Annotated in this window: 22 protein-coding genes; 4 read left to right on the forward strand and 18 right to left on the reverse strand. The window is 65.2% G+C overall.

Annotation, left to right across the window (positions count from 1 at the left end; all coding sequences use genetic code 11):
• Window positions 1-217: 217 nt before the first annotated feature.
• Both EI171_RS01375 and EI171_RS01380 read right to left on the reverse strand, forming a co-directional pair.
• Complete coding sequence (locus EI171_RS01375) at window positions 218-841, reverse strand: GNAT family N-acetyltransferase (protein ID WP_060908918.1); 624 nt, start codon at window positions 839-841, stop codon at window positions 218-220.
• A gap of 68 nt (window positions 842-909) precedes the next feature.
• Window positions 910-1,113, reverse strand: a complete 204-nt coding sequence (locus EI171_RS01380) for a DUF1127 domain-containing protein (RefSeq protein WP_027543408.1) — start codon at window positions 1,111-1,113, stop codon at window positions 910-912.
• Window positions 1,114-1,223: 110 nt separating this feature from the next.
• Here EI171_RS01380 and EI171_RS01385 point away from each other — a divergent pair, with 110 nt between their 5' ends.
• Window positions 1,224-2,123 carry a transcriptional regulator GcvA gene (locus EI171_RS01385; protein WP_011090628.1) on the forward strand — a complete coding sequence of 300 codons (900 nt, stop codon included), beginning with the start codon at window positions 1,224-1,226 and terminating at the stop codon, window positions 2,121-2,123.
• 143 nt (window positions 2,124-2,266) lie between these two features.
• Window positions 2,267-3,589 carry an MFS transporter gene (locus EI171_RS01390; RefSeq protein ID WP_161532376.1) on the forward strand — a complete coding sequence of 441 codons (1,323 nt, stop codon included), beginning with the start codon at window positions 2,267-2,269 and terminating at the stop codon, window positions 3,587-3,589.
• Window positions 3,590-3,704: 115 nt separating this feature from the next.
• On the opposite strand, the gene EI171_RS01395 is transcribed toward EI171_RS01390, so the two are convergent.
• From EI171_RS01395 to EI171_RS01405, 3 genes are read right to left on the reverse strand one after another with little or no spacing between them, the layout of a single operon-like run.
• Window positions 3,705-4,118, reverse strand: coding sequence for a Rieske (2Fe-2S) protein (locus EI171_RS01395; protein ID WP_011090630.1), 414 nt, complete (start codon window positions 4,116-4,118; stop codon window positions 3,705-3,707).
• Window positions 4,118-5,227 (reverse strand): amidohydrolase family protein, encoded by a 1,110-nt coding sequence (locus EI171_RS01400; RefSeq protein WP_028173738.1) that lies wholly within the window; start codon window positions 5,225-5,227, stop codon window positions 4,118-4,120. The genes EI171_RS01395 and EI171_RS01400 overlap by 1 nt, the downstream gene beginning before the upstream one ends.
• A gap of 23 nt (window positions 5,228-5,250) precedes the next feature.
• On the reverse strand, window positions 5,251-6,309 hold the full coding sequence (locus tag EI171_RS01405) for an amidohydrolase family protein (protein ID WP_161532377.1): 1,059 nt from the start codon (window positions 6,307-6,309) through the stop codon (window positions 5,251-5,253).
• A gap of 167 nt (window positions 6,310-6,476) precedes the next feature.
• On the opposite strand from EI171_RS01405, the gene EI171_RS01410 reads away from it, so the two are divergent.
• Complete coding sequence (locus EI171_RS01410; RefSeq protein WP_011090633.1) at window positions 6,477-6,959, forward strand: CinA family protein; 483 nt, start codon at window positions 6,477-6,479, stop codon at window positions 6,957-6,959.
• A 187-nt stretch (window positions 6,960-7,146) separates the two neighbouring features.
• Here EI171_RS01410 and EI171_RS01415 read toward each other — a convergent pair whose 3' ends face one another.
• The 13 genes from EI171_RS01415 to EI171_RS01475 form a co-directional block, all read right to left on the reverse strand.
• Window positions 7,147-7,422: a DUF1488 family protein gene (locus EI171_RS01415; RefSeq protein ID WP_028173735.1), complete on the reverse strand. Its 276-nt coding sequence runs from the start codon at window positions 7,420-7,422 to the stop codon at window positions 7,147-7,149.
• Window positions 7,423-7,557: 135 nt separating this feature from the next.
• Window positions 7,558-8,172 carry a M48 family metallopeptidase gene (locus EI171_RS01420; RefSeq protein ID WP_161532378.1) on the reverse strand — a complete coding sequence of 205 codons (615 nt, stop codon included), beginning with the start codon at window positions 8,170-8,172 and terminating at the stop codon, window positions 7,558-7,560.
• A gap of 120 nt (window positions 8,173-8,292) precedes the next feature.
• Window positions 8,293-9,762 (reverse strand): AMP nucleosidase, encoded by a 1,470-nt coding sequence (locus EI171_RS01425; protein ID WP_161532379.1) that lies wholly within the window; start codon window positions 9,760-9,762, stop codon window positions 8,293-8,295.
• A 105-nt stretch (window positions 9,763-9,867) separates the two neighbouring features.
• On the reverse strand, window positions 9,868-11,202 hold the full coding sequence (locus tag EI171_RS01430; protein ID WP_028173732.1) for an HlyD family type I secretion periplasmic adaptor subunit: 1,335 nt from the start codon (window positions 11,200-11,202) through the stop codon (window positions 9,868-9,870).
• A 10-nt stretch (window positions 11,203-11,212) separates the two neighbouring features.
• Entirely contained in the window at window positions 11,213-12,961 is a 1,749-nt protein-coding gene (locus EI171_RS01435) for a type I secretion system permease/ATPase (protein ID WP_161532380.1), read from the reverse strand.
• A gap of 253 nt (window positions 12,962-13,214) precedes the next feature.
• Complete coding sequence (locus EI171_RS01440) at window positions 13,215-13,484, reverse strand: GlsB/YeaQ/YmgE family stress response membrane protein (RefSeq protein WP_011090639.1); 270 nt, start codon at window positions 13,482-13,484, stop codon at window positions 13,215-13,217.
• 448 nt (window positions 13,485-13,932) lie between these two features.
• A complete protein-coding gene (locus tag EI171_RS01445; RefSeq protein WP_161532381.1) occupies window positions 13,933-14,907 on the reverse strand; it encodes an ABC transporter ATP-binding protein in 975 nt (324 codons plus the stop codon).
• Complete coding sequence (locus EI171_RS01450) at window positions 14,904-16,319, reverse strand: amidase (protein ID WP_161532382.1); 1,416 nt, start codon at window positions 16,317-16,319, stop codon at window positions 14,904-14,906. Before EI171_RS01450 ends, EI171_RS01445 begins: the two co-directional genes overlap by 4 nt.
• Complete coding sequence (locus EI171_RS01455; protein ID WP_161532383.1) at window positions 16,316-16,513, reverse strand: hypothetical protein; 198 nt, start codon at window positions 16,511-16,513, stop codon at window positions 16,316-16,318. Before EI171_RS01455 ends, EI171_RS01450 begins: the two co-directional genes overlap by 4 nt.
• Window positions 16,510-17,571 (reverse strand): ABC transporter ATP-binding protein, encoded by a 1,062-nt coding sequence (locus EI171_RS01460; protein ID WP_028173727.1) that lies wholly within the window; start codon window positions 17,569-17,571, stop codon window positions 16,510-16,512. The genes EI171_RS01455 and EI171_RS01460 overlap by 4 nt, the downstream gene beginning before the upstream one ends.
• A gap of 3 nt (window positions 17,572-17,574) precedes the next feature.
• On the reverse strand, window positions 17,575-18,477 hold the full coding sequence (locus EI171_RS01465; protein WP_161532384.1) for an ABC transporter permease: 903 nt from the start codon (window positions 18,475-18,477) through the stop codon (window positions 17,575-17,577).
• A gap of 264 nt (window positions 18,478-18,741) precedes the next feature.
• Window positions 18,742-19,695: an ABC transporter permease gene (locus EI171_RS01470; protein WP_161532385.1), complete on the reverse strand. Its 954-nt coding sequence runs from the start codon at window positions 19,693-19,695 to the stop codon at window positions 18,742-18,744.
• Window positions 19,696-19,891: 196 nt separating this feature from the next.
• Entirely contained in the window at window positions 19,892-21,550 is a 1,659-nt protein-coding gene (locus EI171_RS01475) for an ABC transporter substrate-binding protein (RefSeq protein WP_161532386.1), read from the reverse strand.
• Window positions 21,551-21,750: 200 nt separating this feature from the next.
• Here EI171_RS01475 and EI171_RS01480 point away from each other — a divergent pair, with 200 nt between their 5' ends.
• Window positions 21,751-23,346 carry an ABC transporter substrate-binding protein gene (locus EI171_RS01480; RefSeq protein ID WP_060908929.1) on the forward strand — a complete coding sequence of 532 codons (1,596 nt, stop codon included), beginning with the start codon at window positions 21,751-21,753 and terminating at the stop codon, window positions 23,344-23,346.
• Window positions 23,347-23,497 lie beyond the last annotated feature (151 nt).

Here is a 23,497-nt window from a genome sequence, read left to right on the forward strand (position 1 = left end):
AGGAATCGAACCTGGATGGTGCAACGAGCCCTCGTTCCGGGCGATGCGCAGCATCGAGCCCGGAATCCATTGGGCCGCAAGACACGCAGTTGAATGGGTTCCGGGTTCGCGTTACGCGCGCCCCGGAATGACGGCTTGGGAAGATCTACGCGACGACGACTGCTTAAGGCAAAAAAATGCCCGGCTCAGGTTGACCTGGGCCGGGCATGCAGTCGTGTCAGGCCGAGGCTGAGGGGCTGTCGGCCTGACGGGAAAGGGCGGTGAGACGCCAGCTCGCGCAGGGAATGTCCTTCGGCGCGAGCGCGATCTCCTTGTCGAAGCGCACCAGCTTCCAGTCATCGGGGTGATTGACGAAGGCAAATCCGGATTTGCGGGCGAGCGAGATCATGGTCTCGTTGGAGCGCAGCGTATCGCCGAACATGTGCTCGGCGCCGAGCGCGGCGGCGCGGCACTCAAGATTTTTCATGAGCGCAGTGGCGATGCCGTGGCCCTGCCAGCGATCGTCGACCGACAGGCCGAACTCGAGCGTCGCGGTTTCCGCATGCAGCGCGTAGCGCGCCTCGGCGACGATGGTCTCGAAGCCGTCGACCATCTTGGTCGCGACGACGGTGAAGCGCTCGCGCTCGCCCACCTGGAGGAAGTCGTGTAGCAGGCCCTTCGGCAATTCGCTGATCGCGCCGAAGAAACGGTTGTAGCGGGAGCGGGTCGAGAGCGAACGGAAATAGTGCTGAAGCTCCTCGGTGTCGCGCGGCTCGACGAAGCGAACGTTGATCGCCTCGCCCTGCCGGGTGCGCAGGGCGTCCGAATATTGCTTCAGATCTTCCAGGCGAAGAGTGCTCATGACACATGCCCTGAGAAAGAGGGACCGCCAGCGCCCCTGTAATCAGGCGGCGCCGGCCTGGCGGCCAATCAGGCCCGCCAGAAGGGTTTGTCGGCCTCATAGGCGATGTCGGACCAGGACAGGCCGACGTCGTGGAGGTCGCGGGCGGTCCAGTTGGTCAGCTCGCGGCGGGTCCGGTAGCGCTCGTGCCAGACATGAAGCGTCTCGCCGATCTGCTGGATCAGGCCGGGCGCATGATGATTTGTCATCGAATTCTGGGTCAAGGTAGACATTTTCAGCTCCTGGAGCTAACTTGGCCGCTAATATCTGCGCTCGATCGCACTGCGACAAACGACAATTTGTACCTCTTCGCATGAAATAACGTCATGTATCCTGCTGCCAGATGACTGCCAGATTGCCCTCCCTGAACGGATTGCGGGCGTTCGAGGCCGCCGCGCGCCATCTCAGCTTCACGCTGGCGGCGAGCGAGCTGAACGTGACGCAGACCGCGATCAGCCATCAGATCCGGCGATTGGAGGAGGAGCTCGGCATCCGCCTGTTCATCCGGCAGAACCGCGCGCTGGCGCTGACGCCGGAAGCGCGCGACTATCTGCCGGGCGTCCGCGCCGCCTTCAACGACCTCCGCCTCGCCACCGACCGCCTGCTGCGCAGGGACGACGACAAGGTGCTGACGCTCTCGACGCTGGCCTCGCTTGCCGCAAAATGGCTGCTGCCGCGGCTGACGGATTTCCAGGAGCAGCATCCCGGCATCGACGTGCGGATCACCACGTCGACCAGCCTCGTCGACTTCCAGCGCGACGATGTCGATGCCGCAATCCGCTACGGCCGCGGCCAGTGGCCGGGCCTGCGTGCCGACTGGCTGATGGCGGACGAGCTGTTTCCGGTGTGCAGTCCGTCACTGCTGCGCGGCGACAAGCCGCTGCAGCGTCCGGAGGATCTGCGAAATCATCCGCTGCTGCACACCTCCAACGCCAACAGCGACGACTGGCGGCTGTGGCTGACGGCGGCAGGCCTGCCGGCCGATATCGCCAAGCAGCCCGGCATCACCTTCGACATGATCTTCATGACCATCCAGGCCGCGATCGACGGCATCGGCGTGGCGATGGGGCGGACGTCCTACGTTCAGGACGACATCGCCAAGGGCCGGCTCGTCGTCCCCTTCAAGATCGCGCTGCCGGCCGATGCGGGCTTCTACCTGGTCGCGCCGGAGGGTCGCCGCGAGGCGCCAAAGCTCGCCGCGTTCCGTCAATGGATCGTCGCTGCAACGCAAAATAAAGCCTGAAAAATCATCAGCTTCCTCTGGAAAACCGATTGACTCGCCGCGCCCTGCGCGGGAAGGGGTAGGACAGATTGTCGCAGCAGCACAACCTGTCGCCTGCCGAGAAGTGAGTTCCGGTCCGGCCACACTTGAAGGGGAGTAACGTCATGGCTGGACCAGCAACCAATCCGCCCGAGATCAAGTCGCGCATCGGCGCGATCCTGCGCGCCACATCCGGCAATTTCCTCGAGCAGTTCGACTTCTTCCTGTTCGGCTTCTATGCCGCCGCCATCGGCAAGGCGTTCTTCCCCTCCACCAACGAGACGGCCTCGCTGCTCAACACCTTCGGCGTGTTCTGGCTCGGCGCCCTGATGCGGCCCGTCGGCGCGATCGTGCTCGGGGCCTACATCGACCGCATCGGCCGCCGCCAGGGCCTGATCGTCACGCTCGGCATCATGGCCATCGGCACCGTCGTGATCGCGTTCTGCCCGAGCTACGCGACCATCGGCATCGCAGCGCCCGTCATCGTGCTGATCGGCCGCCTGCTGCAGGGCTTCTCCGCCGGCGTCGAGCTCGGCGGCGTGTCAGTCTATCTCGCCGAGATCTCGACGCCCGGCAACCGCGGCTTCTACACTTCGTTCCAGTCGTCGAGCCAGCAGGTCGCGATCTTCGTGGCCTCGATCCTCGGCTATCTTCTCTCCGAGGTGATGCCGGCCGACACGGTGGCCGCCTGGGGCTGGCGCATTCCCTTCTTCGTCGGCTGCCTGATCATTCCCCTGATCTTCTTCCTGCGGCGCACGCTCGAGGAAACGCCGGCCTTCCTCGCCATGAAGAAGCATCCCACGGCGAGCGAGGTGTTCGCCTCCGCGCTCGCCAACTGGCGCATTGTCATCCTCGGCATGATGATCGCGATCCTGACCACGACGACGTTCTACTTCGTCACCGTGTACACGCCGACGTTCGGCAAGACCGTGCTGAAGCTGTCGACGCAGGACGCGCTGCTGGTGACGCTGCTGGTCGCCGTAACCAACTTCTTCTGGAATCCGGTCGGTGGCGCGCTGTCCGACCGCATCGGCCGCAAGCCGGTGCTGATCACCATCGCCTGCCTGTCGCTCGTCACCGCCTACCCCGCGCTGCACTGGCTGGTGGCGGCGCCGACCTTCGGCAAGCTGCTCGCGGTCGAGATGATGTTCTCGTTCTATTTCGGCGTCTACAGCGGCACCATGCTCGGCGCCCTCGTCGAGATCGTGCCGGCGCATGTCCGCACCACCTGCTTCTCGCTCGCCTTCGCGCTCGCAGCCGCGCTGTTCGGCACCTTCACGCCGTTCGCCTCGACCTGGTTGATCGAGCGGACCGGCGACAAGGCCTCGCCCGGCTTCTGGCTGATGTTCGCCGCCCTGCTCGGCATCATCGCGGCCTCGACCGTGTATCGCGGCGGCAAGGCGGTGCCGACCTATGATGCGGTGGCAGAGCCGGTTGCGGGGCGTTGACGGTTATTCCGGGGCGCCTCGAAGAGGCGAGCCCGGAATCCATTTCTCCCAGCATTCCAGACGCACGATGGATTCCGGGTTCAGCCCTGCGGACTGTCCCGGAATGACAGTGGGGCTACAGCTCCACCACCACGTAGTCGCTCTCGACCTTCACCGGGATCGTCTCGGCGACATACGGCCCCTTCACGACGCTCGCGCCAGGCGCGACATGGGCCGGATAGGCTTTCACGCGGAAGCGGCGGGGGTCGCAATAGGACTGGCCGGTGCGGATGTCGAACTCCCAGCCATGCCAGGGACAGCGGATGATCTCGCCAAGCCTGGTGTATTCGATCTCGCCGGGATCGCTCGATTGCGCGAGCCCGATCAGCGGGCCCTCGCACAGCGCCGCGCCCTGATGCGGGCAGCGGTTCATCAGGCCGAAATATTCGCCCTTGATGTTGAAGACCGCGATCGGCCGTCCCTCGATCTCCAGGAATTTTCGCGTGCCGGGTGGCAACTCATCGACCGGCGCAATCACGTGACGCGCCATCAATTGATTCCGTACAGCTTGCGCGCATTGCCGAGATAAAACGCCTCGCGGTTGGTATCGCTGACGCCCGCCGGCAAGACGCGCGACGGCTCGTCGTAGTCCCAGTGCGGATAGTCGGTCGCGAACAGCAGGCGGTCCCAGCCGATCCACTTGATGACGTCGAACAGATCCTCGCGCCGCTCCGGATCCTCCATCGGCTGCGTGGTCCACCACACCTGCTCGCGGATATATTCCGACGGCGGACGCTTCACATGCGGCACTTCGCTCCTGAGCCGCTGCCAGGCCTTGTCCAATCGCCACGCAAGCGACGGCGCCCAGCCGAAGCCGGCCTCGATCATCACCATCTTGAGCTTCGGGAAGCGTTCGAACACGCCTTCAAGCACGAGGCTGGCCAGCGCCGATTGCTGGCACTGCGAATGTCCCACCATCTCCTCGATGTAATAGGAAGGCCAGCCCGACGGCGTGATCGGGTTGCCGCCGAAGCCGAAGGCGTGGACGCCGACGGGAAGGCCAGCCTCTTCCGCGGCCTGATAGATCGGCCAGTAGCGGCGCTGGCCGAGCGGCTCGACGTTGCGGCTGAGCAGCAGCACCTGAACGAAATTCTTGTCGCCGGCGCGCTCGCGGATTTCGGCGGCCGCCGACAGCCCGTCCTCATTGCCCACGACGATGGACGCTTTCAGCCGTTTGTCCTTGCTGGTCCATTTGTCGATCTGCCAGTCGTTGATCGCCGAGCACAAAGCGGCCGAGAGCTCGTGATTGCGGATGCCCTGCCCGGCATTGAGCGGATTGAGCACGCCCAGCTGCACATTGTTGGGGTCGAGCAGCTGCTTCTGCATGAAGGAGAGCGAGGAGCCCTGCGGCCCGCCTTCCGGCGGATAGGCGTCGCGGCGCGAGGCGTTGGGCTGGGCCTTCGGATAGGGCGGGCCTTCCATCATGCCCTGATAGGCGTGCACGCCGTAGACTTCGAGATGATGCTGCCAGCGTTTGGCGAGATAGGGATAGAGCTCGGTGCGGGTCGCGCGGGCCGGATGGATGTCACAATCCGCGATCGCGGTCTTGGTCGTCAGGGGGGAAGCGGCTTCGGTGCTCTCGCGGAATTGAATATTCATCGCCTTGCCTCCTTTTGCAGCGGCTAAGTCAGGCGGGGATAGGTCGCATGCGGATTGTCGATCATGATCTTGCGCACGAGATCGGGGGTGAGGCCCTGGGGGAGCGCGTCCTGGCCGTCGAACTGCCAGTGTGGATAGTCCGTGGAGAATAGGACCAATTCATCCGACTGCATATGATCAAACAGGCGAATTAATGTCTCGGGTTCCGGCGGCGCATCAAATGGCTGTAACGAGAAGCGGATGTTGCTGCGCACAAGTTCCAGCGGCGCGCGATCGACCCAGGGCGTCTCCATCCGCACCCCGCGCCAGAATTTGTGAAGCCGCCAGAGAAAGGGGGAGATCCAGGACACGCCGGACTCCAGCATCACCATTTTCAGCCGCGGATATTTGGCGAACACGCCCTCGACGATCACGCTGGTGAGCTGGGTCTGGAACGCCTGGGCCTGACCGACATAATCCTCGATGTGATAGGAACCCCAGCCCACCGCGGTCGGCGGATTGTGATAGGCGGAACCGGCATGAATGCCGACCGCGAGGTCCAGCCGCTCCGCGGCCTCGTAGATCGGCCACAGCGCGCGCTTGCCGAGCGGCACGTCGCCCATCGCCAGCATCAACACCTGTACGAAACGGCGGTCGTGCGCGCAGCGTTCGATCTCGGCGACGGCCTTCTCGACGCTTTGCGTGGGGATCACGATCGAGCCGCGCAGCCGCTTGTCACGATCGAGCCATTCCTTCACCAGCCAGTCGTTCAGCGCACGGCAGAAGGCGGCCTGCATGTCCTCGGAAAACACCATCTGCACGGCGTAGAGCGGATTGCAGATGGCATGGCTGACCTGAAAAGGATCGAGCACATGGCGCTGCATGTCTTCCAGGCTCGCGCCCGGCTTGCCGCTCTCGGGACGCCAATCGGGGCGCGCCACGATCGGCGAGTTCTGCGGGTAGGATTGCGAGACGAGGTCCATCATGCCGCGCGTCGTCACCTGATCGCGCCAATAGTCGTTCAGGTACGGCAGCAGGCTGGTCAGATGCGGCACGGCCGGATGCACGTCGCAATCCACCCCGCCGGCGATCAGGGACGCCATCACGTCTCCTTCACGTTTCCTCGTCACGTCTTCTCGCGGTCGGCTTGGCCGCTCCGCCTTGTGTGCGCCATTCAAGCAGGCCTGACCGTCGCCCGCAACTCGGCCAGGGCAGCCAGCTTATGCTAGGAAGGCTGAGCTCGGTTGCGAGGGAATGAGAGGTCAAAGGGATGAAAGAGCTCGTCGGCATTGCTGAACAGGTTGCGGCGAAACTGATCGCGCGCAAACAGACCATTGCGGTCGCGGAATCCTCGACCGGCGGCCTGATTTCGGCCGGCCTGCTCGCGGTGCCCGGTGCATCCGCCTATTTCCTCGGTGGCGCGGTGGTCTACACCCGCGATGCCAGGCGCGTGCTGATGGATATTTCGGACGAAGGAATGAAGGGCTTCCGCTCCTCGTCGGAGCCATACGCAAAGCTGTTGGCCGAGCAGATGCGCAGCCGCTTCAATTGCGACTGGGGCCTGTCCGAGACCGGCGCCGCCGGCCCCACCGGCAACCGCTACGGCGACGCCGCCGGCCATAGCTGCATGGCGGTCGCGGGGCCGGCGGCGGAAGTGATCACGCTGGAGACGGGCGGCAATGACCGGCTTGCGAATATGCAAGTGTTTGCGACGACGGCGCTGAAGCTGCTGCTGAGGAAGCTATCGGAATAGCCGCATCGTCGTTTGCGGACGAGAGAGCGGCGCCGTCTTACATCTCGTGTCGTCCTGGCGAAAGCCAGGACCCATAACCCCAAATGGAAATTGTTGCGGTCGGCGGGGCCGCAGCTTCTTCCAACAACATTCGACGGTGGTAATGGGTCCTGGCCTTCGCCAGGACGACGTTGGGGAGGCACGGTGCCTACCGCCCTAAATGCCGCATGAAGATCCGCACCACGTACCCCTTGAACCGCGGCGCTTCGTCGTAAAGGTCCGATGCGATCCGTTCGATGGTCTCGCGCAGGGACAGGAATTGCGCCTGCCGCGCGCTGCTCTCGGTGCCCTGCATGCCTGCAAGTTCGTCCATCGCGGCGTCGGAGATCTGGCAGTGCACGACCTCGCCATCGTTCAGCATGGTGAAGCGAAAGGCCAGACGTTCGAGGTCGTGGCCGATAATCCTGTCGCGCGTCAGCGGCATCCAATTGTCCCGTTCGCGCCCCCGAACGGGACAATGCTGAAAATCTGACGCGTTGTCACCACCCGCGCCAAGGGGCATGGCCGTCATGCGACGCTCTTCAACAGCGCGCTCCCGTCAGTCGGCCACGCTCCGGCGTCAGTAGACGAGCGCCGTACCGGACGGCTTGTCCAGTGCCGCCGCCAGCGATCTGTACTCATCGCAATCCGTCCCGCAGATGGATGCGATCCGGCCGAGGTGATAGAGCGCCTGCTCGCGGTTGCCCCGCTCGAGCTGCCACAGTCCGTAATATTGCCACGTCAGCACGTGGTTCGGATCTGCCCGCAAGGCGCGCTCGTACCAGACCTGCGACTGCTCGTAGTCGCCGAGCTTGCGATAGGAGTAGCCGATGAGGTTGGCGACGTTCGGATGGTCGTCATGGCCGAGCGACTTCAACTGCGCGATCGCGGTCGCATAGTCGTTACGCTCGTAGATGGTGTCATAGGCCACGCGGTAACCGGCAGCGAAAGCGGGATCGCCTATGCTGGACTGGTTGCCTTGCTTCTTGCCCTTCTGGGTCGCCTTGGTGCCCGGCCGCTTCGGATAGGTTGGCTGCGGCTTCTGATCCGAATAGGCGCCGGCGTAGGGATCGGTAGAACTGATGCTGCCGCCGCCTCCACCGCCGCCGCCCCCGCCCGCGGCGAGCGCCGGCGAACTCAACAGGGCTGCAGCAAATGTGCCGAGTGTGACGAGCCTGATCATCCCAGTGAACATCTCCGTCTCCTGTCCTGCTTCAAGCGGCCCCGGACGAATTGATAACCCTGCCTCGGCAGCGATATTCCAGGTGCTGTGTTCACGGAGACGTCAGCGTTCGTACGACAGTTCTGTTGTCCTTTACTGGAATGCCACTTCGGCAAAGCTTCTCAGCTTTCGCGAATGCAGGCGCTCCGACTCCTGCTGCTTGAGCCGCTCCAGCGCCTTCAGGCCGATCTCGAGATGCTGGCCGACGCGGCGGCGGTAGAATTCGCTGGCCATGCCCGCGAGCTTGATCTCGCCGTGCAGCGGCTTGTCGGAGACGCAGAGCAGCGTGCCGTAGGGGACGCGGAAGCGATAGCCGTTGGCGGCGATCGCGGCCGATTCCATGTCGAGTGCGACCGCGCGCGATTGCGACAGGCGGCGGATCATCTCAGGGCCTGAGATCTCCCAGTTGCGGTTGTCGACGCTCGCGACCGTGCCGGTGCGCATCAGGCGCTTGAGCTCGAAGCCTTCGAGGCCCGTGACGTCCTCGACCGCCTCCTCGAGCGCGACCTGCATCTCGGCGAGCGCCGGGATTGGCACCCAGAGCGGCAGCTCGCGGTCGAGCACATGGTCCTCGCGCACGTAACCATGGGCGAGGACATAGTCGCCGAGCCGCTGCGTGTTGCGCAGGCCCGCGCAATGGCCGAGCATCAGCCAGGCGTGCGGGCGCAGCACCGCGACGTGGTCGGTGACGTTGCGCGCATTGGACGGGCCGGTGCCGATGTTGATCAGGCTGATGCCGCGATAGCCGGGCTCGACCAGATGGAAGGCCGGCATCTGCGGCATGCGTGTCGGCGCGTCCCCGCTCGTCGCGCCCCCGCTCCGCGTGATCACGTTGCCGGGCGCGACGAAGGCGTCGAGGCCGGCCTCGCCGGACTGAAGCCGCTGCTGGCAGAGCTGCGCGAAGGCATCGACATAGAACTGGTAGTTGGTGAAGATCACGAAGTTCTGGAAGTGCTCGGGATCGGTGCCGGTGTAGTGATAGAGCCGGCGCAGCGAGTAATCGACCCGGGCGGCCCGAAACAGGGACAGCGGCTCCGGCGCGCCGGGCTGGAGCTCGAAGGTGCCGTCCGCAATCGAATCGTCCATGGTGGCGAGATCGGGCACGTCGAACGCGTCGCGTAGCGATCGCGTCACAAGGGAATTCTCGCCGGTGGTGATGGCGGCTTCGATGTTGATGTCGCGGCGATAGGCGAAGTGGATCGGGATCGGCTCCGCCGACTCGCCGATCTCGACGGGTACGCCGTGGTTCTGGATCAACAGGCCGATCTGCTCGGTGAGATAGCTGCGGAACAGATCCGGCCGCGTTACGCTGGTCTCGTGCACACCGGGGCCGGCGACGAAGCCATAGGAGAGACGCGAATCCAGCCGCGCATACGTCGCGGTGGTGAGGCGGACGAAGGGGTAGTAGGCCCGCGCCCGCGTCGTGATCGCTTCGCCGCCGACATAGGCCTCGAGCCGGTCGCGCAGGAATTTCGTATTGCGTTCGTATATCTCTTCGAGCCGTGCGACGGCCGCGGACGCGTCGGAGAAGGATTCGGTGGCGATGGAGGGCGGGGATTGCATGGTTCGAACGCCGGGTTCGTGGGGCTTGAGTCGAACTATAGCAAGACGCAGCCAAGCCGTCATTGCGAGCGCAATGACGAGTTGGGGGTGACGCGCCGTCGCGCGTCACTTCTCCCGGAAGGCCCGCATCAACTGGTCGTGCAGCGGCTTCATCAGATAGGACAGCATGGTGCGGTCGCCGGTCTGGACGAAGGCTTCCACGGGCATGCCGGGGATCAGCTTGGAATCGCCGAGCCGGACGACCTCTTCGGCCGGCAGCGAGACGCGGATGGTGTAGTAGCTCTGGCCGGTACGCTGGTCGGTGGTGACGTCGGGCGAGACGCGGCTGACGACGCCGTTGAGCTCGGGCGTGGTGCGCTGGTTGAATGCGGACAGGCGCAGCAGCGTCTTCTGGCCGATCTGGAGCTTGTCGATATCGACCGGATTGACCTTGGCCTCGACCTGGAGATCGTCGGCCTGCGGCACGATCAGCATCAGCGCGTCACCGGCGGTGACGACGCCGCCGACGGTATGCACGGTCGATTGCAGGACCATGCCGTCCTGCGGCGCGCGGATGTCGACGCGGCGAAGCTGGTCCTCGGCGGCGACCTTGCGCTCGATCAGCTCGCCGATCTTGTCGTTGGTCTCACGCAAATCCTTGGAGACCTCGCTCACCATGTCCTTGTCGACCTGGATGATCTGAAGCTCGGTCTCGGTGATCTTGCCCTTGGCCTGCGCCCGCGAGGCGATGTACTGCGCCCGCTCGCCGTTGAGGCGAGCGCTGTCGCGCTCGAGCGTGGTCAGGCGCGAGATCTGCACGAGATGCTTCTCGTAGAGATCGCGCACGCCGGTGAGCTCCTGCTGCACCAGCGAGATTTCCTTGTCCTTGGCCCGCTCCTGCGCGGAGAGACCCTCGATCTCCTCGTTGAGCTGCTGGATGCGCTCGCGGAGCTGCGCCTTCTGGCCGGCACGGCCGTTGACGCGGACGTCGAACAGCTTGGTTTCGGCGGAGAGCAGCGTCTTGACGTCGTAATCGTTGCCGCGATCGAGCAGCGATTGCGGGAAGTCGATCCTGTCGATACCGCGCTGCTCGGCCTGGAGCCGTGCCGCGCGCGCCAGCGCGGCGTCGAGATTCTTGGTGACGATGGCGAGGTTCGCCTTGGTGACGGTGTCGTCGAGCCGCACCACCACGTCGCCGGCCTTGACCACGTCGCCGTCGCGGGCGCGCAGCTCGCCGACCACGCCGCCGGTCGGGTGCTGCACCTTCTTGACGTTGGATTCGACCACGACCTGGCCCGGTGCGATCAGCGCGCCCGAGATCTGCACAGTGGCCGCCCAGCCGCCGAGGCCGACGACCAGGACCAGCACGATCCCGAGCCCGAGCATCAAGTGAAACTTGATGGAATCCCGCACGGTCTTCTTGGCGGCGGGCTTGCCGCCACCGATCGCCATCGTGCTCATGACTTTGTGCTCATGACTTGGCCACTCCGCCCTCACTGACGACCTTGATCGGTGCCGGCGGCGTCACGCGCGGCTGGAGCACCTGGGCGAGCACCTGCTCCTTCGGGCCGAAGGCCTGCATGCGGCCGTCGCGCAGCACCAGGATCTGGTCGACCGCCTCGACGCCGATCGGCCGATGCGCCACCACGACGACGATGGCGCCGCGCTCGCGGGCGGCGCGGATGGCGCGGGTCAACGCCTCGTCGCCTTCGGTGTCGAGATTGGAATTGGGCTCATCGAGCACGATCAGGAACGGACTGCCGTAGAGCGCGCGCGCCAGCGCGACGCGCTGCGCCTGGCCCGCGGACAGCGCGCCACCCTGCTCGCCGACCTGCGTGTTGTAGCCCTCGCGCATCTTGATGATCATCTCGTGCACGCCGGCCTCCTTGGCCGCGGCGATGATGCCGTCGGAGGTGGCCTCGGGGTCGAAGCGGCTGATGTTCTGCGCGATGGTGCCGCCGAACAGTTCCACGTCCTGCGGCAGATAGCCGATGTGCCGACCGAGCATGTCGGATGACCATTGGTCGAGCGCCGCGCCGTCGAGCCGCACCTTGCCGCGCACCGGCTGCCAGACGCCGACCAGCGCGCGGATCAGCGAGGATTTGCCGGAGCCGCTCGGCCCGATCACGCCAAGGCCGTTGCCGGCGGCGAGCGCGAAGGTGATGTCCTGCACGATGAGGCGCTGATCGCCCGGCGGAACCATGGCGACGCCCTCGACCGAGAGCCGGCTGGTGGGCGCCTGCAACTGGGTCGGCATCGTCTGCGCCGGCATCTGCTCCAGCAGGCGGGTCAAGCGCTGCCAGCTCTGGCGGGCCGCGACGAAGGATTTCCAGTGCGCGATGGCGAGATCGACCGGCGCCAGCGCGCGGGCCGACAGGATCGAGCCCGCGATGATGATGCCGGCGGTCGCCTCCTGGTGGATGACGAGATAGGCGCCGACCGCGAGCACGGCGGATTGCAGCATCATGCGCAGCACCTTGGCGACCGCGCCGAGGCCGCCGGCGACGTCGCTCGCACGCTGATTGCCGGCGAGATATTTTTCGTTGGCCTCGCTCCAGCGCTGGTTCATCCGGCTGGTCATGCCCATCGACACCATCACTTCGGCGTTGCGACGGCTGGAGGCGGCGAGATCGTTGCGCTGGGCCGCAAGCCCCATCGCATCCTTCGCCGGCTGGCGGGACATGAACTCGGTGACCACCGTCAGGCCGACCAGGATGATGGCGCCGACCAGGGCGGTCAGGCCGATCATGACGTGGAAGGCGAAGCAGATGGCGAGATAGAGCGGCAGCCAGGGCAGATCGAAGAACGCGCTCGGTCCCATGCCGCCGAGGAAGGAGCGGACATTGTCGAGGTCGCGCAGCGGCTGGAGGCCCTCGTTGCGGCTGCCGATCAGCAGCGGCAGGCGCACGACGGTGTCGAACACGCGCTTGTTCAGGGCCTCGTCGAGCGCGGTGCCGATCCGCCCCAGGATCCGGTTGCGGATCATGTCGAGCACGCCCTGCGCCGCGTAGAGGAAGCTGGCGATGATGATCAGGCCGACCAGGGTCGGAATGCTGCGGCTCGGCAGCACCCGGTCGTAGACCTCCAGCATGAAGATCGACCCGGTCAGATAGAGCAGGTTGATCATGCAGCTCATCAGGCCAACGCCGACGAATGCCGTGCGACAAGCGCGCAGCGCGTCAGCAAGCTCTGAACGGCGAACGCCAGGGACGGCTGCCATCAGTCTGGTCTCTTTCGGGTAAGGGGCAAAGCCCCTGATTTCAAAGGCAATTTCAGGAGTAATTGACCCGGATTAACATCGCGTTTTCGCCCCTCGTCCAACGCGGCTGAATCAACCCGATCCCCTGTGGGGGCACATCACCCCCTGATGGCCCGGCGCGCAAGTCCGGAATCTCACAGTCTTGCGGCTTTTTCTTGCAGATATGTCACCTCTCCCCGGGCGGGGAGAGGTCGAAAGTTAGGTCAAGGCGCCGCTAGAACCGGCCGCCGCCGCGTACCAGCCGCACCACGAGCAGCAGGATGACCGCGCCGATGGCGGAATAGACGATTTCCGACACGAGCCCGGTGCCGATACGAATGCCGAGCTTCGGGAACAGGAAGCTGGCCACAAACGCGCCGGCGATGCCGATCACGATGTCGCCGATGATGCCGAAACCGGCGCCCCGCACCACCTTGCCGGCCAGCCAGCCGGCGACCAGGCCGACGAACAGGATGACGAGCAGGCCTTCATTGGAAATGTACATAAGTGAGGTCCCTCTCCGTGAACGGGGCCATGGAACCGGAACCGGGATGAATGGGGTCTGAATGCTGGTCGGCTCGCCCTCGGTGGGGCGTCTAAACAAAAAACTCGAAAACAACCCCATGCACAGTAGAACGGACCTTGGCCGAGCGCGCTCGGTGAATTGTGACAAGCCGGTGTTGCCGTAGAGGAATTCCGAAGTGGCGCGCGTTTGGAAAGTGAGGGACGCAAACTCTCTCATTCCCTCCCCCCTTGCGAGGGAGGGGCAGGGAGAGGGGTAGCCACGGGCCCGGGCGGCCTTTCACCTCTGCCCACTTGCGGGGAGAGGTCGGATCGCATCGCAAGATGCGATCCGGGTGAGGGGGTACGGGTCTCTCGACATGGTCATGCGCGGAGAGAGGCCCCTCACCCCAACCCTCTCCCCGCAAGCGCGGGGCGAGGGAGCGCACCGGCTATGTCGCGACCACCGGCTCCGCCAGGACGCACCTTGCCGCCCGGCCTGGTCCCACCTCCACATTCGCAGGCAGTTGCTCCAGGCAGCGCGGCTGGGCGGCGGCGCAGCGGGGGGCGAAGGAGCAATTGTGGGGCCTTTCGGCCAGCGACGGCGGGGTGCCGGGGATGGTTTCCAGCCGCGCGCCCCGTTTGGCGCCGTGGATTGTGGAGGCGAGCAGGCCCTTGGCATAGGGGTGCACCGGCGTGCGGACGATGTCGCGCAAGGTTCCCTGCTCCACGATCTGGCCGGCATACATCACCGCGACGCGGTCGCAGATCTCGATGGCGACGCCGATGTCGTGGGTGACGAAGATGACGGACATGCCGAACTCGCGCTGCAGCTCGCGCAGCAGCAGCAGGATCTGGATCTGCACGGTGGCATCGAGCGCGGTGGTCGGCTCGTCCGCGAGCAGGATCTTTGGACGGCAGGCGAGCGCCAGCGCGATCATCGCGCGCTGACGCATGCCGCCGGACATTTCGTGCGGATAGGCGTCGAGCCGACGCTTTGCGGAAGGGATGCGCACGACTTCGAGCATTTCGAGCGCGCGTGCCCTTCCTTCCGCATAAGACTTGCCTTCGTGGCGCACCACGCTTTCGGCGATCTGCGCGCCGATGGTGTAGACCGGATCGAGCGCGAGCGCGGGCTCCTGAAAGATCATCGAGACGGTCTGGCCGCGGAACGACGAGAGCTCCTCGTCATTCATCGCGAGCACGTCGCGGCCCATGACGTTGACCTTACCGGATATCTGCGTGCGCTTCTTCGGCAGCAGCCGCATCAGCGCACGCAGGGTCACGCTCTTGCCCGAGCCGGACTCGCCGAGCAGGCCCAGCACCTCGCCGTCCCCCGGTGAGAGGCTGAGATCGTTCACGGCATAGACCGTGCGCTCGCCGGTGAAGCGGATGTTGAGGCCTGAGATCTCGACGAGCTTTGTCATGACGGCAGTTTGGGTACCCGGTCGTGATAGTCGGTGACGCGCTGAAACGCCGCGCCGATGGTGAGCAGGGTCGCTTCATCGAAGGAGCGGCCGATCAGCTGCATGCCAACCGGCAGGCCGCTCCTGGTGAAGCCCGACGGCACCGTGAGCGACGGCAGGCCGAGGAAATTCACCGGGCGAGTGAACAGCGTCAGGCGCTGCACCATGGCCGGCGCATTCGGGCCGCCGCCGACATCGCTCTCCTCGATCGTCGGCGCCGGCACCGGCGAGGCCGGCGCGATGATCGCGTCGACACCAGCGGTCGCGGCGTTGTGGGCGGCGAGCGCGGGACCGCGCCAGCGCATCGCTTCGAGATAGGTGATGGCGGGAACGGCGAGACCGTTCTGCAGCCGCATCAAGACCTGCGGTCCATAATCCTGCGGACGCTCGATCATCCAGCGCTTGTGAAAGGCGGCGGCTTCCGCCGCGAGCACGAGCTGGCTCGCCGAAGACAATTGCCGCTGGTCCGGCAGCTCGACCTTGACGATGTCGGCGCCCTCGCGCTTGAGCACCGCGATGGTCTCGTCCAGCACGCGCGCGACCTCGCCGTCGAGATCGTCGACGTAGAACGACGCGGGCACGCCGATCTTGAGGCCTTTCAGCGAGCCCTTGGTCGCGCCGACATAGTCGGACAGCGGCTCATGGCTCGCGGTCGAATCCTCGGGATCGGGACCTGCCATCAGCGCCAGCAGCAGCGCACAGTCCTCGGCGGTGCGGGCGAGCGGGCCGACCGTGTCGAGCGATTGCGACAGCGGCATTGCGCCGGCGCGACTGACGCGGCTCCAGGTGGTCTTCAATCCCGTGACGCCGCAGAAATGCGCGGGCATGCGGATCGAGCCGCCGGTGTCGGAGCCCAGCGCCGCAAAGGTTAGCCGCGCGGCGACCGCCGAGCCGGAGCCCGACGACGAGCCGCCGGTGATATGCGCGACGTTCCAGGGATTGCGCACCGGACCGTAATGGGCGTTGTGGCCGGTCGGTCCATAGGCGAATTCGGCGAGATGCAGCGTGCCGAGCCGGACCTGGCCCGCATCCTTCAGCCGCTGCAAGGCGGTGGAGGTCGTCGTTGCAACGAAATCGCGGCGGATCAGCGAGCCGCAGGTCGAGACCTTGCCGGCATCGTAATACATGTCCTTGTGCGCGAGCGGCACGCCATGCAGCGGACCGCGCACTTCGCCCTTGGCCAGCTCGGCATCGGCGGCCTCGGCTGCTTTCAGCGCCGCCTCCGCCTCGATCGACATGAAGGCGTTGAGATGCGGCTGCCACTGCGCGATGCGGTGCAGCAGCGCGCGCGTCACCTCATGCGAGGACACCTGCTTCATCGCGATCGCACGCGCGACCTCGGTGAGCGTCATCAATGCCGGTTCGGTGCTCATTTCGACACCTTCGCCGTCTGCGCGAGCACGTAAGAAGCCGGCTCGAGGTCGAATGGCAGCGTGCCGGCGATGGCGACAAAGCCTTCGAAGGCCGGCCCGATGGAGTTGGAGATGCGTGTTGCGATCTCGTCATCCACGGCAACGCCGGCAACTAGCGCGATCGGCTTGATCTCTTTTGGTGTCGGTCTCGTCATGCGATTTCCCCTGCGGGCGCGCGGCTATGGCCTGACCCCGGAATGGCCATGTAGCACGCGGCCTCGTGGCCCATTGTATCGACCGCGGTGAGCTTTGGCGCTGCATTTGCGCAGAGCGGCTCCGCAAATGCGCAGCGCGTGTGGAAGCGGCAGCCCGACGGCGGATCGATCGGATTGGGCGGATCGCCGGTGATCGGCGGCTTTTCGGTACGCCTGTCAGGATCGGAAGACGGCATCGCCGCCAGCAGCGCGCGCGTATAGGGATGCGCCGGCTGGTCCCAGACCTGGTCGACCGGGCCGAGCTCGACGACCTCGCCGAGATACATCACCAGCACACGATCGCTGATGTAGCGCACGACGTTGAGATCGTGGCTGATGAAGAGATAGGTCAGGCCGAACTCGCGCTTGAGATCGGCCAAGAGGTTGAGCACCTGCGCCTCGACGGATTTGTCGAGTGCGGAGACGGCTTCGTCCAAAATCACCAACCGCGGCGACAACGCCAGCGCCCGCGCGATGTTGACGCGCTGGCGCTGGCCGCCGGAAATCTCGTGCGGATAGCGGTTGGCGAAGTTTTCCGGGCGCAGGCCGACCTTGCCGAGCAGCTCGCGCGCCAGCGCCCGCGCCGTGCCATCGGCCATGCCGTGGACTTTCGGGCCAAAGGCGATGGATTCCTCGATGGTGAGGCGCGGATTGAGCGAGGCATAGGAGTCCTGGAACACCATCTGCATGCCGCGGCGCAGCTCGCGCAGCGACAGCGCCTGACCGACGGTCATGCCGTCATAGATGATGTCGCCGGTATCGCGCGGCATCAGATGCATCAGGAGGCGCGCGGTGGTGGACTTGCCGCAGCCGGATTCACCGACGATGCCGACGGTCTCGCCCTTGGCGACAGAGAAGGAGACGTTGTCCACCGCGCGCACGGTGCGTTTCGCGGCGAACAGTCCGCCGCGGACGGGGAAATGCTTGGTCAGGCCGTTGACCTGGAGCAATGGCTGCGCAACGCCGCCAAGATCTTCAATCGGCTCTAGCATGGCGACGGAATCGTTGGTTTCGCTCATGGCCTAATTCCTGATGTCCATGGCGCTGCGCAGGCCGTCCGAGAGAAGGTTGAAGCAGATCGAGACCGCGAAGATCATCGCGCCGGGAAGCGCGGCGACCCAGGGATTGACGTAGATCGCGGTGCGCAGCGTATTCAGCATCAGCCCCCATTCCGGCTCCGGCGGCTTGGTGCCGAGGCCAAGGAAGGAGAGGCCGGCGGCCAGGATCATCGAGACCGAGATCAAGCTGGTGGCATAGACGAAGATCGCGCCCAGCACGTTGCCCAGGATATGCACGCGCATGATGGTGAAGGCACCGGCACCGGAGGCGCGCGCGGCCTCGACGAAATCCATGTTGCGCACGCCGGTGGTGACGCTCTCGGCAACGCGGGTGATCTGCGGCACGAACACGATGGTCAGCGCCACGATGGAGTTGAGGATGCCGGCGCCGAGCGCGCCGGAGATCGCGATGGCGAGCAGCACCGACGGGAAAGCGTAGAACACGTCTACGGTGCGCATGATCGCGGTGTTGAGCTTGCCGCCGACATAGCCGGCAATGATGCCAAGCGAGGTGCCGATGCAGAAGGCAAGGATCACGGGCAGGATGCCGATGACAAGCGACAGGCGTCCGCCATAGATCAGCCGTGCCAGCATGTCGCGGCCGAGCTCGTCGGTGCCGAGCGGGTAGCCGACCGTGCCGATATGCCGAAGGCGGCGGATCATCGAGCCCTTGTAGGGGTCTTCCAGACCGAGCCACGGCGCCAGGATCGCGGACAGGAAGATCAGCAGCAGCACCAGCGCGCAGGCCATGCTGACCTTGTCGCGCACGATGCGGCGGCCGACGGTGGCCCAATAGCCGCGCGCCTTGGTGGCGGGCGCGGCCTGCAGCGCGGCGTCGCTGGTGGCGGATAGCGGAAGATCGCTCATCGGCTAGCTCCCACTGCGTATCGGTGGATCCGGTGCGCGCCAAGGCGGCAGTGCACCTCTCCCGCTTGCGGGAGAGGCAGCGGCCGCCCTTGGCGGCCGTCCCTTTTAAGTACGCCGAGGCGAAGCCTCGGCTGTGGCGAAGCGCCGGGTGAGGGCTTTCTCCTCTTGGGGGTTCTCGATTGAGGAGACACCCTCTCCCCAACCCTCCCCCGCAGGCGGGGGAGGGAGCGCACCTTTTGCATCGCTACAGCGAGGCTCATCTGACTAGCCCCGCTTGATGCGCGGGTCGATCGCGGCTTGCGCGATATCGACCAGCAGATTGAGGAAGACGAAGAACAGCGCGAGGATCAGGATCGTGCCCTGCAGCAGCGGCAGGTCGCGCTGGAAGATCGCCGAGTTGAGCAGGAAGCCCGAGCCCGGCCAGGAGAACACGGTCTCGATCAGGATCGAGCCGCCGAGCATGTAGCCGAGCTGAAGCCCCATCACCGCGAGCGCGGTGGGCGCGGCGTTCTTGATGACGTGACGGAACACGCCGGTTTCGTGCAGGCCTTTTGCCCGCAGGGCCTCGACGAAGTCCTGGCTGAGGATGTCGCCGGTCAGCGCGCGCACGGTGCGGGTGACGATGCCCATCGGAATCACCGACGTGGTGATCGCCGGCAGCACGAGATATTTCAGGTGCGCCCAGTCCCACGCCCAGGAGTTGGAGCCGTTCGGTCCGGCGCCGACCGCGGGCAGCCAGTTCAGCTGCACCGAGAAGATGATGACCAGCACCATGCCGAGCCAGTAATGCGGCACCGAGACGCCGGCGATGGCAAAGGAGGTCGCGACCTTGTCGATCCAGGTCTCGCGGAAATAGCCCGCGGTCAGGCCGAGCAGGATGCCCATGGTGAAGCCGATGATGGCGGCGGCAATCGCGAGCGTGACGGTGTTGCCGACCGCGCGCATGACCTCGGCGAGCACGGGGCGCCCCGTCGCGATGGAATTGCCGAGATCGCCATGAAGGGCACGGAGCAGCCAAAGCCCGAACTGCACCGGCAGCGGCCGGTCGAAGCCGTAGGCGGCGCGCAGCTGCGCCGCGAGCTCCTGCGAAGCGTCGGCCGGCAGCACGGCGACGAGCGGATCGCCCGGCGTGATGTGCACGAGCAGAAAGCACACCAGCGCGACGCTGATGACGATCGGGACGACATAGACGATGCGTCTGGCGGTATAGGCGAGCACGTCGGATTCTTTCTTCCCTTCTCCCCTTGTGGGAGAAGGTGGCGCGAAGCGCCGGATGAGGGGTTCTATCCGCGGTTGCAGCATTATCGAATGAGAGAGAGGGTCACTCGCGGAGAGAGACCCCTCACCCGGCTTCGCTATCGCGAAGCCACCCTCTCCCACAAGGGGAGAGGGTACGGCGTGCGTGTGGCGCGAACTACTGTATCGACACCAGCGAGAAGTCGATGAACCAGCTCTTCGGCTGCACGACGCCTGTGACCTTCGGGCTGATGGCGCGGGGGCCGACGTCGTGGGCGACGTAGAGGAAGGCGGCGTCGTCGACCGAGGCCGCGTGCAGCTCGGCGAGCGCGGCATCACGCGCGGCGGGATCGAAGGTCTGGCGCGCCTTCTTGACCAGCTCATCGAACTTGGGATTGTTGATGAAACCCCAATTGTTCGAGACCGGCGGGGCCATGCCCGATTGCAGGAAGCGCACCAGTGCGAAGAACGGGTCCATCGCTGCATAGGTGACGTTGGTCGCGTTGGAGCCGTTGGCCGAGGGATCCTTGGCGCCGCGGCGCCAGTTGGTGAACAGCGTGTTCCACTCGATGACGTCGAGCTTCACGTCGAAATAGCATTCGGCGAGCGCCTGCTGGAGATATTCGTTCATCGGCAGCGGCTGCATCTGGCCCGAGCCGGAGGCCGAAGTCTGGATCTTCACCTCGAGCTTCTTGTTCGGGCCGAAGCCGGCCTCCTGCATCAGCTTCTGCGCGGCCGCCTTGTCATACTTGATCTCGAAAGCCGGCTTGCCGCGCCAGGGATGGCCGGGCTCGAAGGTGCCGGTCGCAGGCACCATCAGGCCGGCGAGCAGGCCGTCCTTGAGGCCTTCGCGATCGACGCAGAGGTTGGCCGCCTTGCGCACGCGGATATCGTTCCAGGGCGAGCCTTCGATGCGCGAGAACTGCCACGGCCAGACATGCGGCTGCTCGTTCGCATAGAGCTTGAAGCCGCGCTGCTTGAGCTCAGGCAGCGCATCCGGCGCCGGCGCCTCGACCCAATCGACCTGTCCGGAGAGCAGCGCCGCGGTGCGGGCGTTCGCCTCCGGCATCGGCAACAGCACCATCTTGTCGACCTTGGGCACGCGCGCCTTGTCCCAATAGCTCGCGTTCTTGACCAGCTCGAGCCGCTCGCGCGGGGTGAAGCTCGCCATCTTCCAGGGGCCGGTGCCCGCGGCATCCTTCGCAAAGGCAGTCCACGCAGCCTGCGACTTGGCCTTGGCGTCGGCGCCTTCCGCCTTGTCATAGAAATGCTGCCACTTCGCCGGGCTCGCCATGAAGAGGTTGGTGAGATTGATCGGCAGGAAGCTGTCGGGCTCCTTGGTGGTGAGCTCGACCGTCATGTCGTCGATCTTCTTCGCCGAGGCGAGCGTCGGCATGCGCGAGGCGGTGACGCCGACCTGGCTGGCGTCGAACTGCGGCGCATCCTGCTTCAGCACCTTCTCGACGTTCCACACCACGGCGTCCGCATTGAACGGCGAGCCGTCATGGAAGGTGACGCCGGGGCGCAGCTTGAAGGTCCATTTGGTCTTGTCGGCATCGTCGACCTTCCACTCGGTGGCAAGGCCGGGGATCACCACGCTCGGCTTGTCGGCGGAGGACAGGTCCCAGCCGGTCAGCGCGTCATACATGGTGAGGCCGGTGAAGCGGTTGCCTTCAAAGCCCTGATCGGGCTGGCCCAGCGTGCGCGGAATATCGGCAGCGGTCATGCCGATGCGCAGCACCGTTTCCGCGCTGGCCACACGCGGCCATGCGGCGGCACTGCCGAGCGCCAGCAACGCGATCAGCGCCGCGCGGGTCTTATTGTTCTTGATCAGCATCGTCTCAGTCCTCTTCCGGCTTTCAGTGACTAATTTTGATGCAATCGTATGCAATGGCTGTGCCAATGGGGAAACTTTTTCTGCAAATTGCCCCTGCGACGACAAGTCTTTGTGATCGCACGTCTGCGGAGGCACGTCGCTGCCTATTCTGGCATCAAGATTGCAAGTTTGGCCCCGAAATCTCCTGGGAGCTTTGGGCCATGCGTATCCGACTAACGACCTGTTTCGCCGTGCTTGCGCTGGCGATTTCCGCGATCTCGGCGCGCGCCGAAACGGTGGTGCGCTACGGCATCTCGATGGCGGACATTCCGCTGACGACCGGCCAGCCCGATCGCGGCGCCGGCGCCTATCAGTTCACGGCCTACACGATCTACGATCCGCTCGTCGCCTGGGAGATGGACGTCGCCGATCGTCCCGGCAAGCTGGTGCCGGGCCTCGCGACCGAATGGAAGGTGGACGATGCCGACAAGACCAAATGGCGCTTCACGCTGCGCAAGGGTGTGAAGTTTCACGACGGCAGCGAGTTCAACGCCGATGCCGTGATCTGGAATCTCGACAAGGTGCTCAACGACAAGGCGCCGCAATTCGACAAGCGGCAGAGCGCGCAGGTGAAGACCCGCCTGCCGTCCGTCGCAAGCTACGCCAAGATCGACGATTCCACGGTGGAGATCACCACCAAGACGGTCGATTCCTTCTTTCCCTATCAGATGCTGTGGTTTCTGGTCTCGAGCCCGGCGCAGTACGAGAAGCTCGGCAAGGACTGGGACAAGTTCGCCAGCCAGCCCTCCGGCACCGGCCCGTTCAAGCTGACCAAGCTGGTGCCGCGCGAGCTTGCGGAGCTCACCAAGAACCCGGACTACTGGAACAAGAAGCGCATCCCCAAGGTCGACAAGCTGGTGCTGGTGCCGATGCCCGAAGCGCTGACGCGCACCAACGCGCTGCTCGCCGGGCAAGTCGACCTGATCGAGACGCCGGCGCCGGACGCCGTGCCACAGTTGAAAGCGGCCGGCATGAAGCTCGTCGACAACGTCACGCCGCATGTCTGGAATTATCATCTGAGCGTGCTGCCGGGCTCGCCCTGGACCGACATCCGCTTGCGCAAGGCGCTGAACCTTGCGATCGATCGTGAGGCCGTGGTCGGCCTGATGAACGGCCTGGCAAAACCCGCCAAGGGCCAGGTCGATCCGTCGAGCCCGTGGTTCGGCAAGCCGACCTTCGAGCTGAAATACGACCTTGCGGCGGCGAAGAAGCTGGTCGAGGAAGCCGGCTACTCCAAGGCCAAGCCGCTCAAGACCACCTTCATCATCGCGCAGGGCGGCACCGGCCAGATGCTGTCGCTGCCGATGAACGAATTCCTGCAACAGAGCTTCAAGGAGATCGGCATCGACATCGACTTCAAGGTCGTCGAGCTCGAGACGCTCTACACGCATTGGCGCAAGGGCGCGGCCGACGAGATGAACGCCGGCATCACCGCCAACAACATCGCCTATGTCACCTCCGACCCGCTCTACGCCATCGTCCGCTTCTTCCATTCCGGCCAGATCGCGCCGGTCGGCGTCAACTGGGGCGGCTACAAGAACCCGAAGGTCGACGCGCTGATCGACGAGGCCAAGCAGACCTTCGACAGCGCCAAGCAGGACGAACTTTTGGCCCAGGCACATGCGCTGATCGTCGACGATGCCGCACTGGTGTGGGTCGTCCACGACACCAACCCGCATGCGCTGTCGCCGAAGATCAAGCAGTTCGTCCAGGCGCAGCACTGGTTCCAGGACCTGACCACGATCGGGGTGGAGTGAGGGCAATCTACCGCGTCGAACACCCTGTCGTCCCGGGCAAGCGTCAGCGCAGACCCGGGACCCATAGCCACAGGGAGATGTTTGGCGAAGACTCGGGTTGCCGATCTCGCGCCGCAACTCCTCCCTGGGATTATGGGTCCCGGATCGGGGC

It is taken from the genome of Bradyrhizobium sp. LCT2, assembly GCF_009931255.1.
Taxonomy (GTDB): domain Bacteria; phylum Pseudomonadota; class Alphaproteobacteria; order Rhizobiales; family Xanthobacteraceae; genus Bradyrhizobium; species Bradyrhizobium diazoefficiens.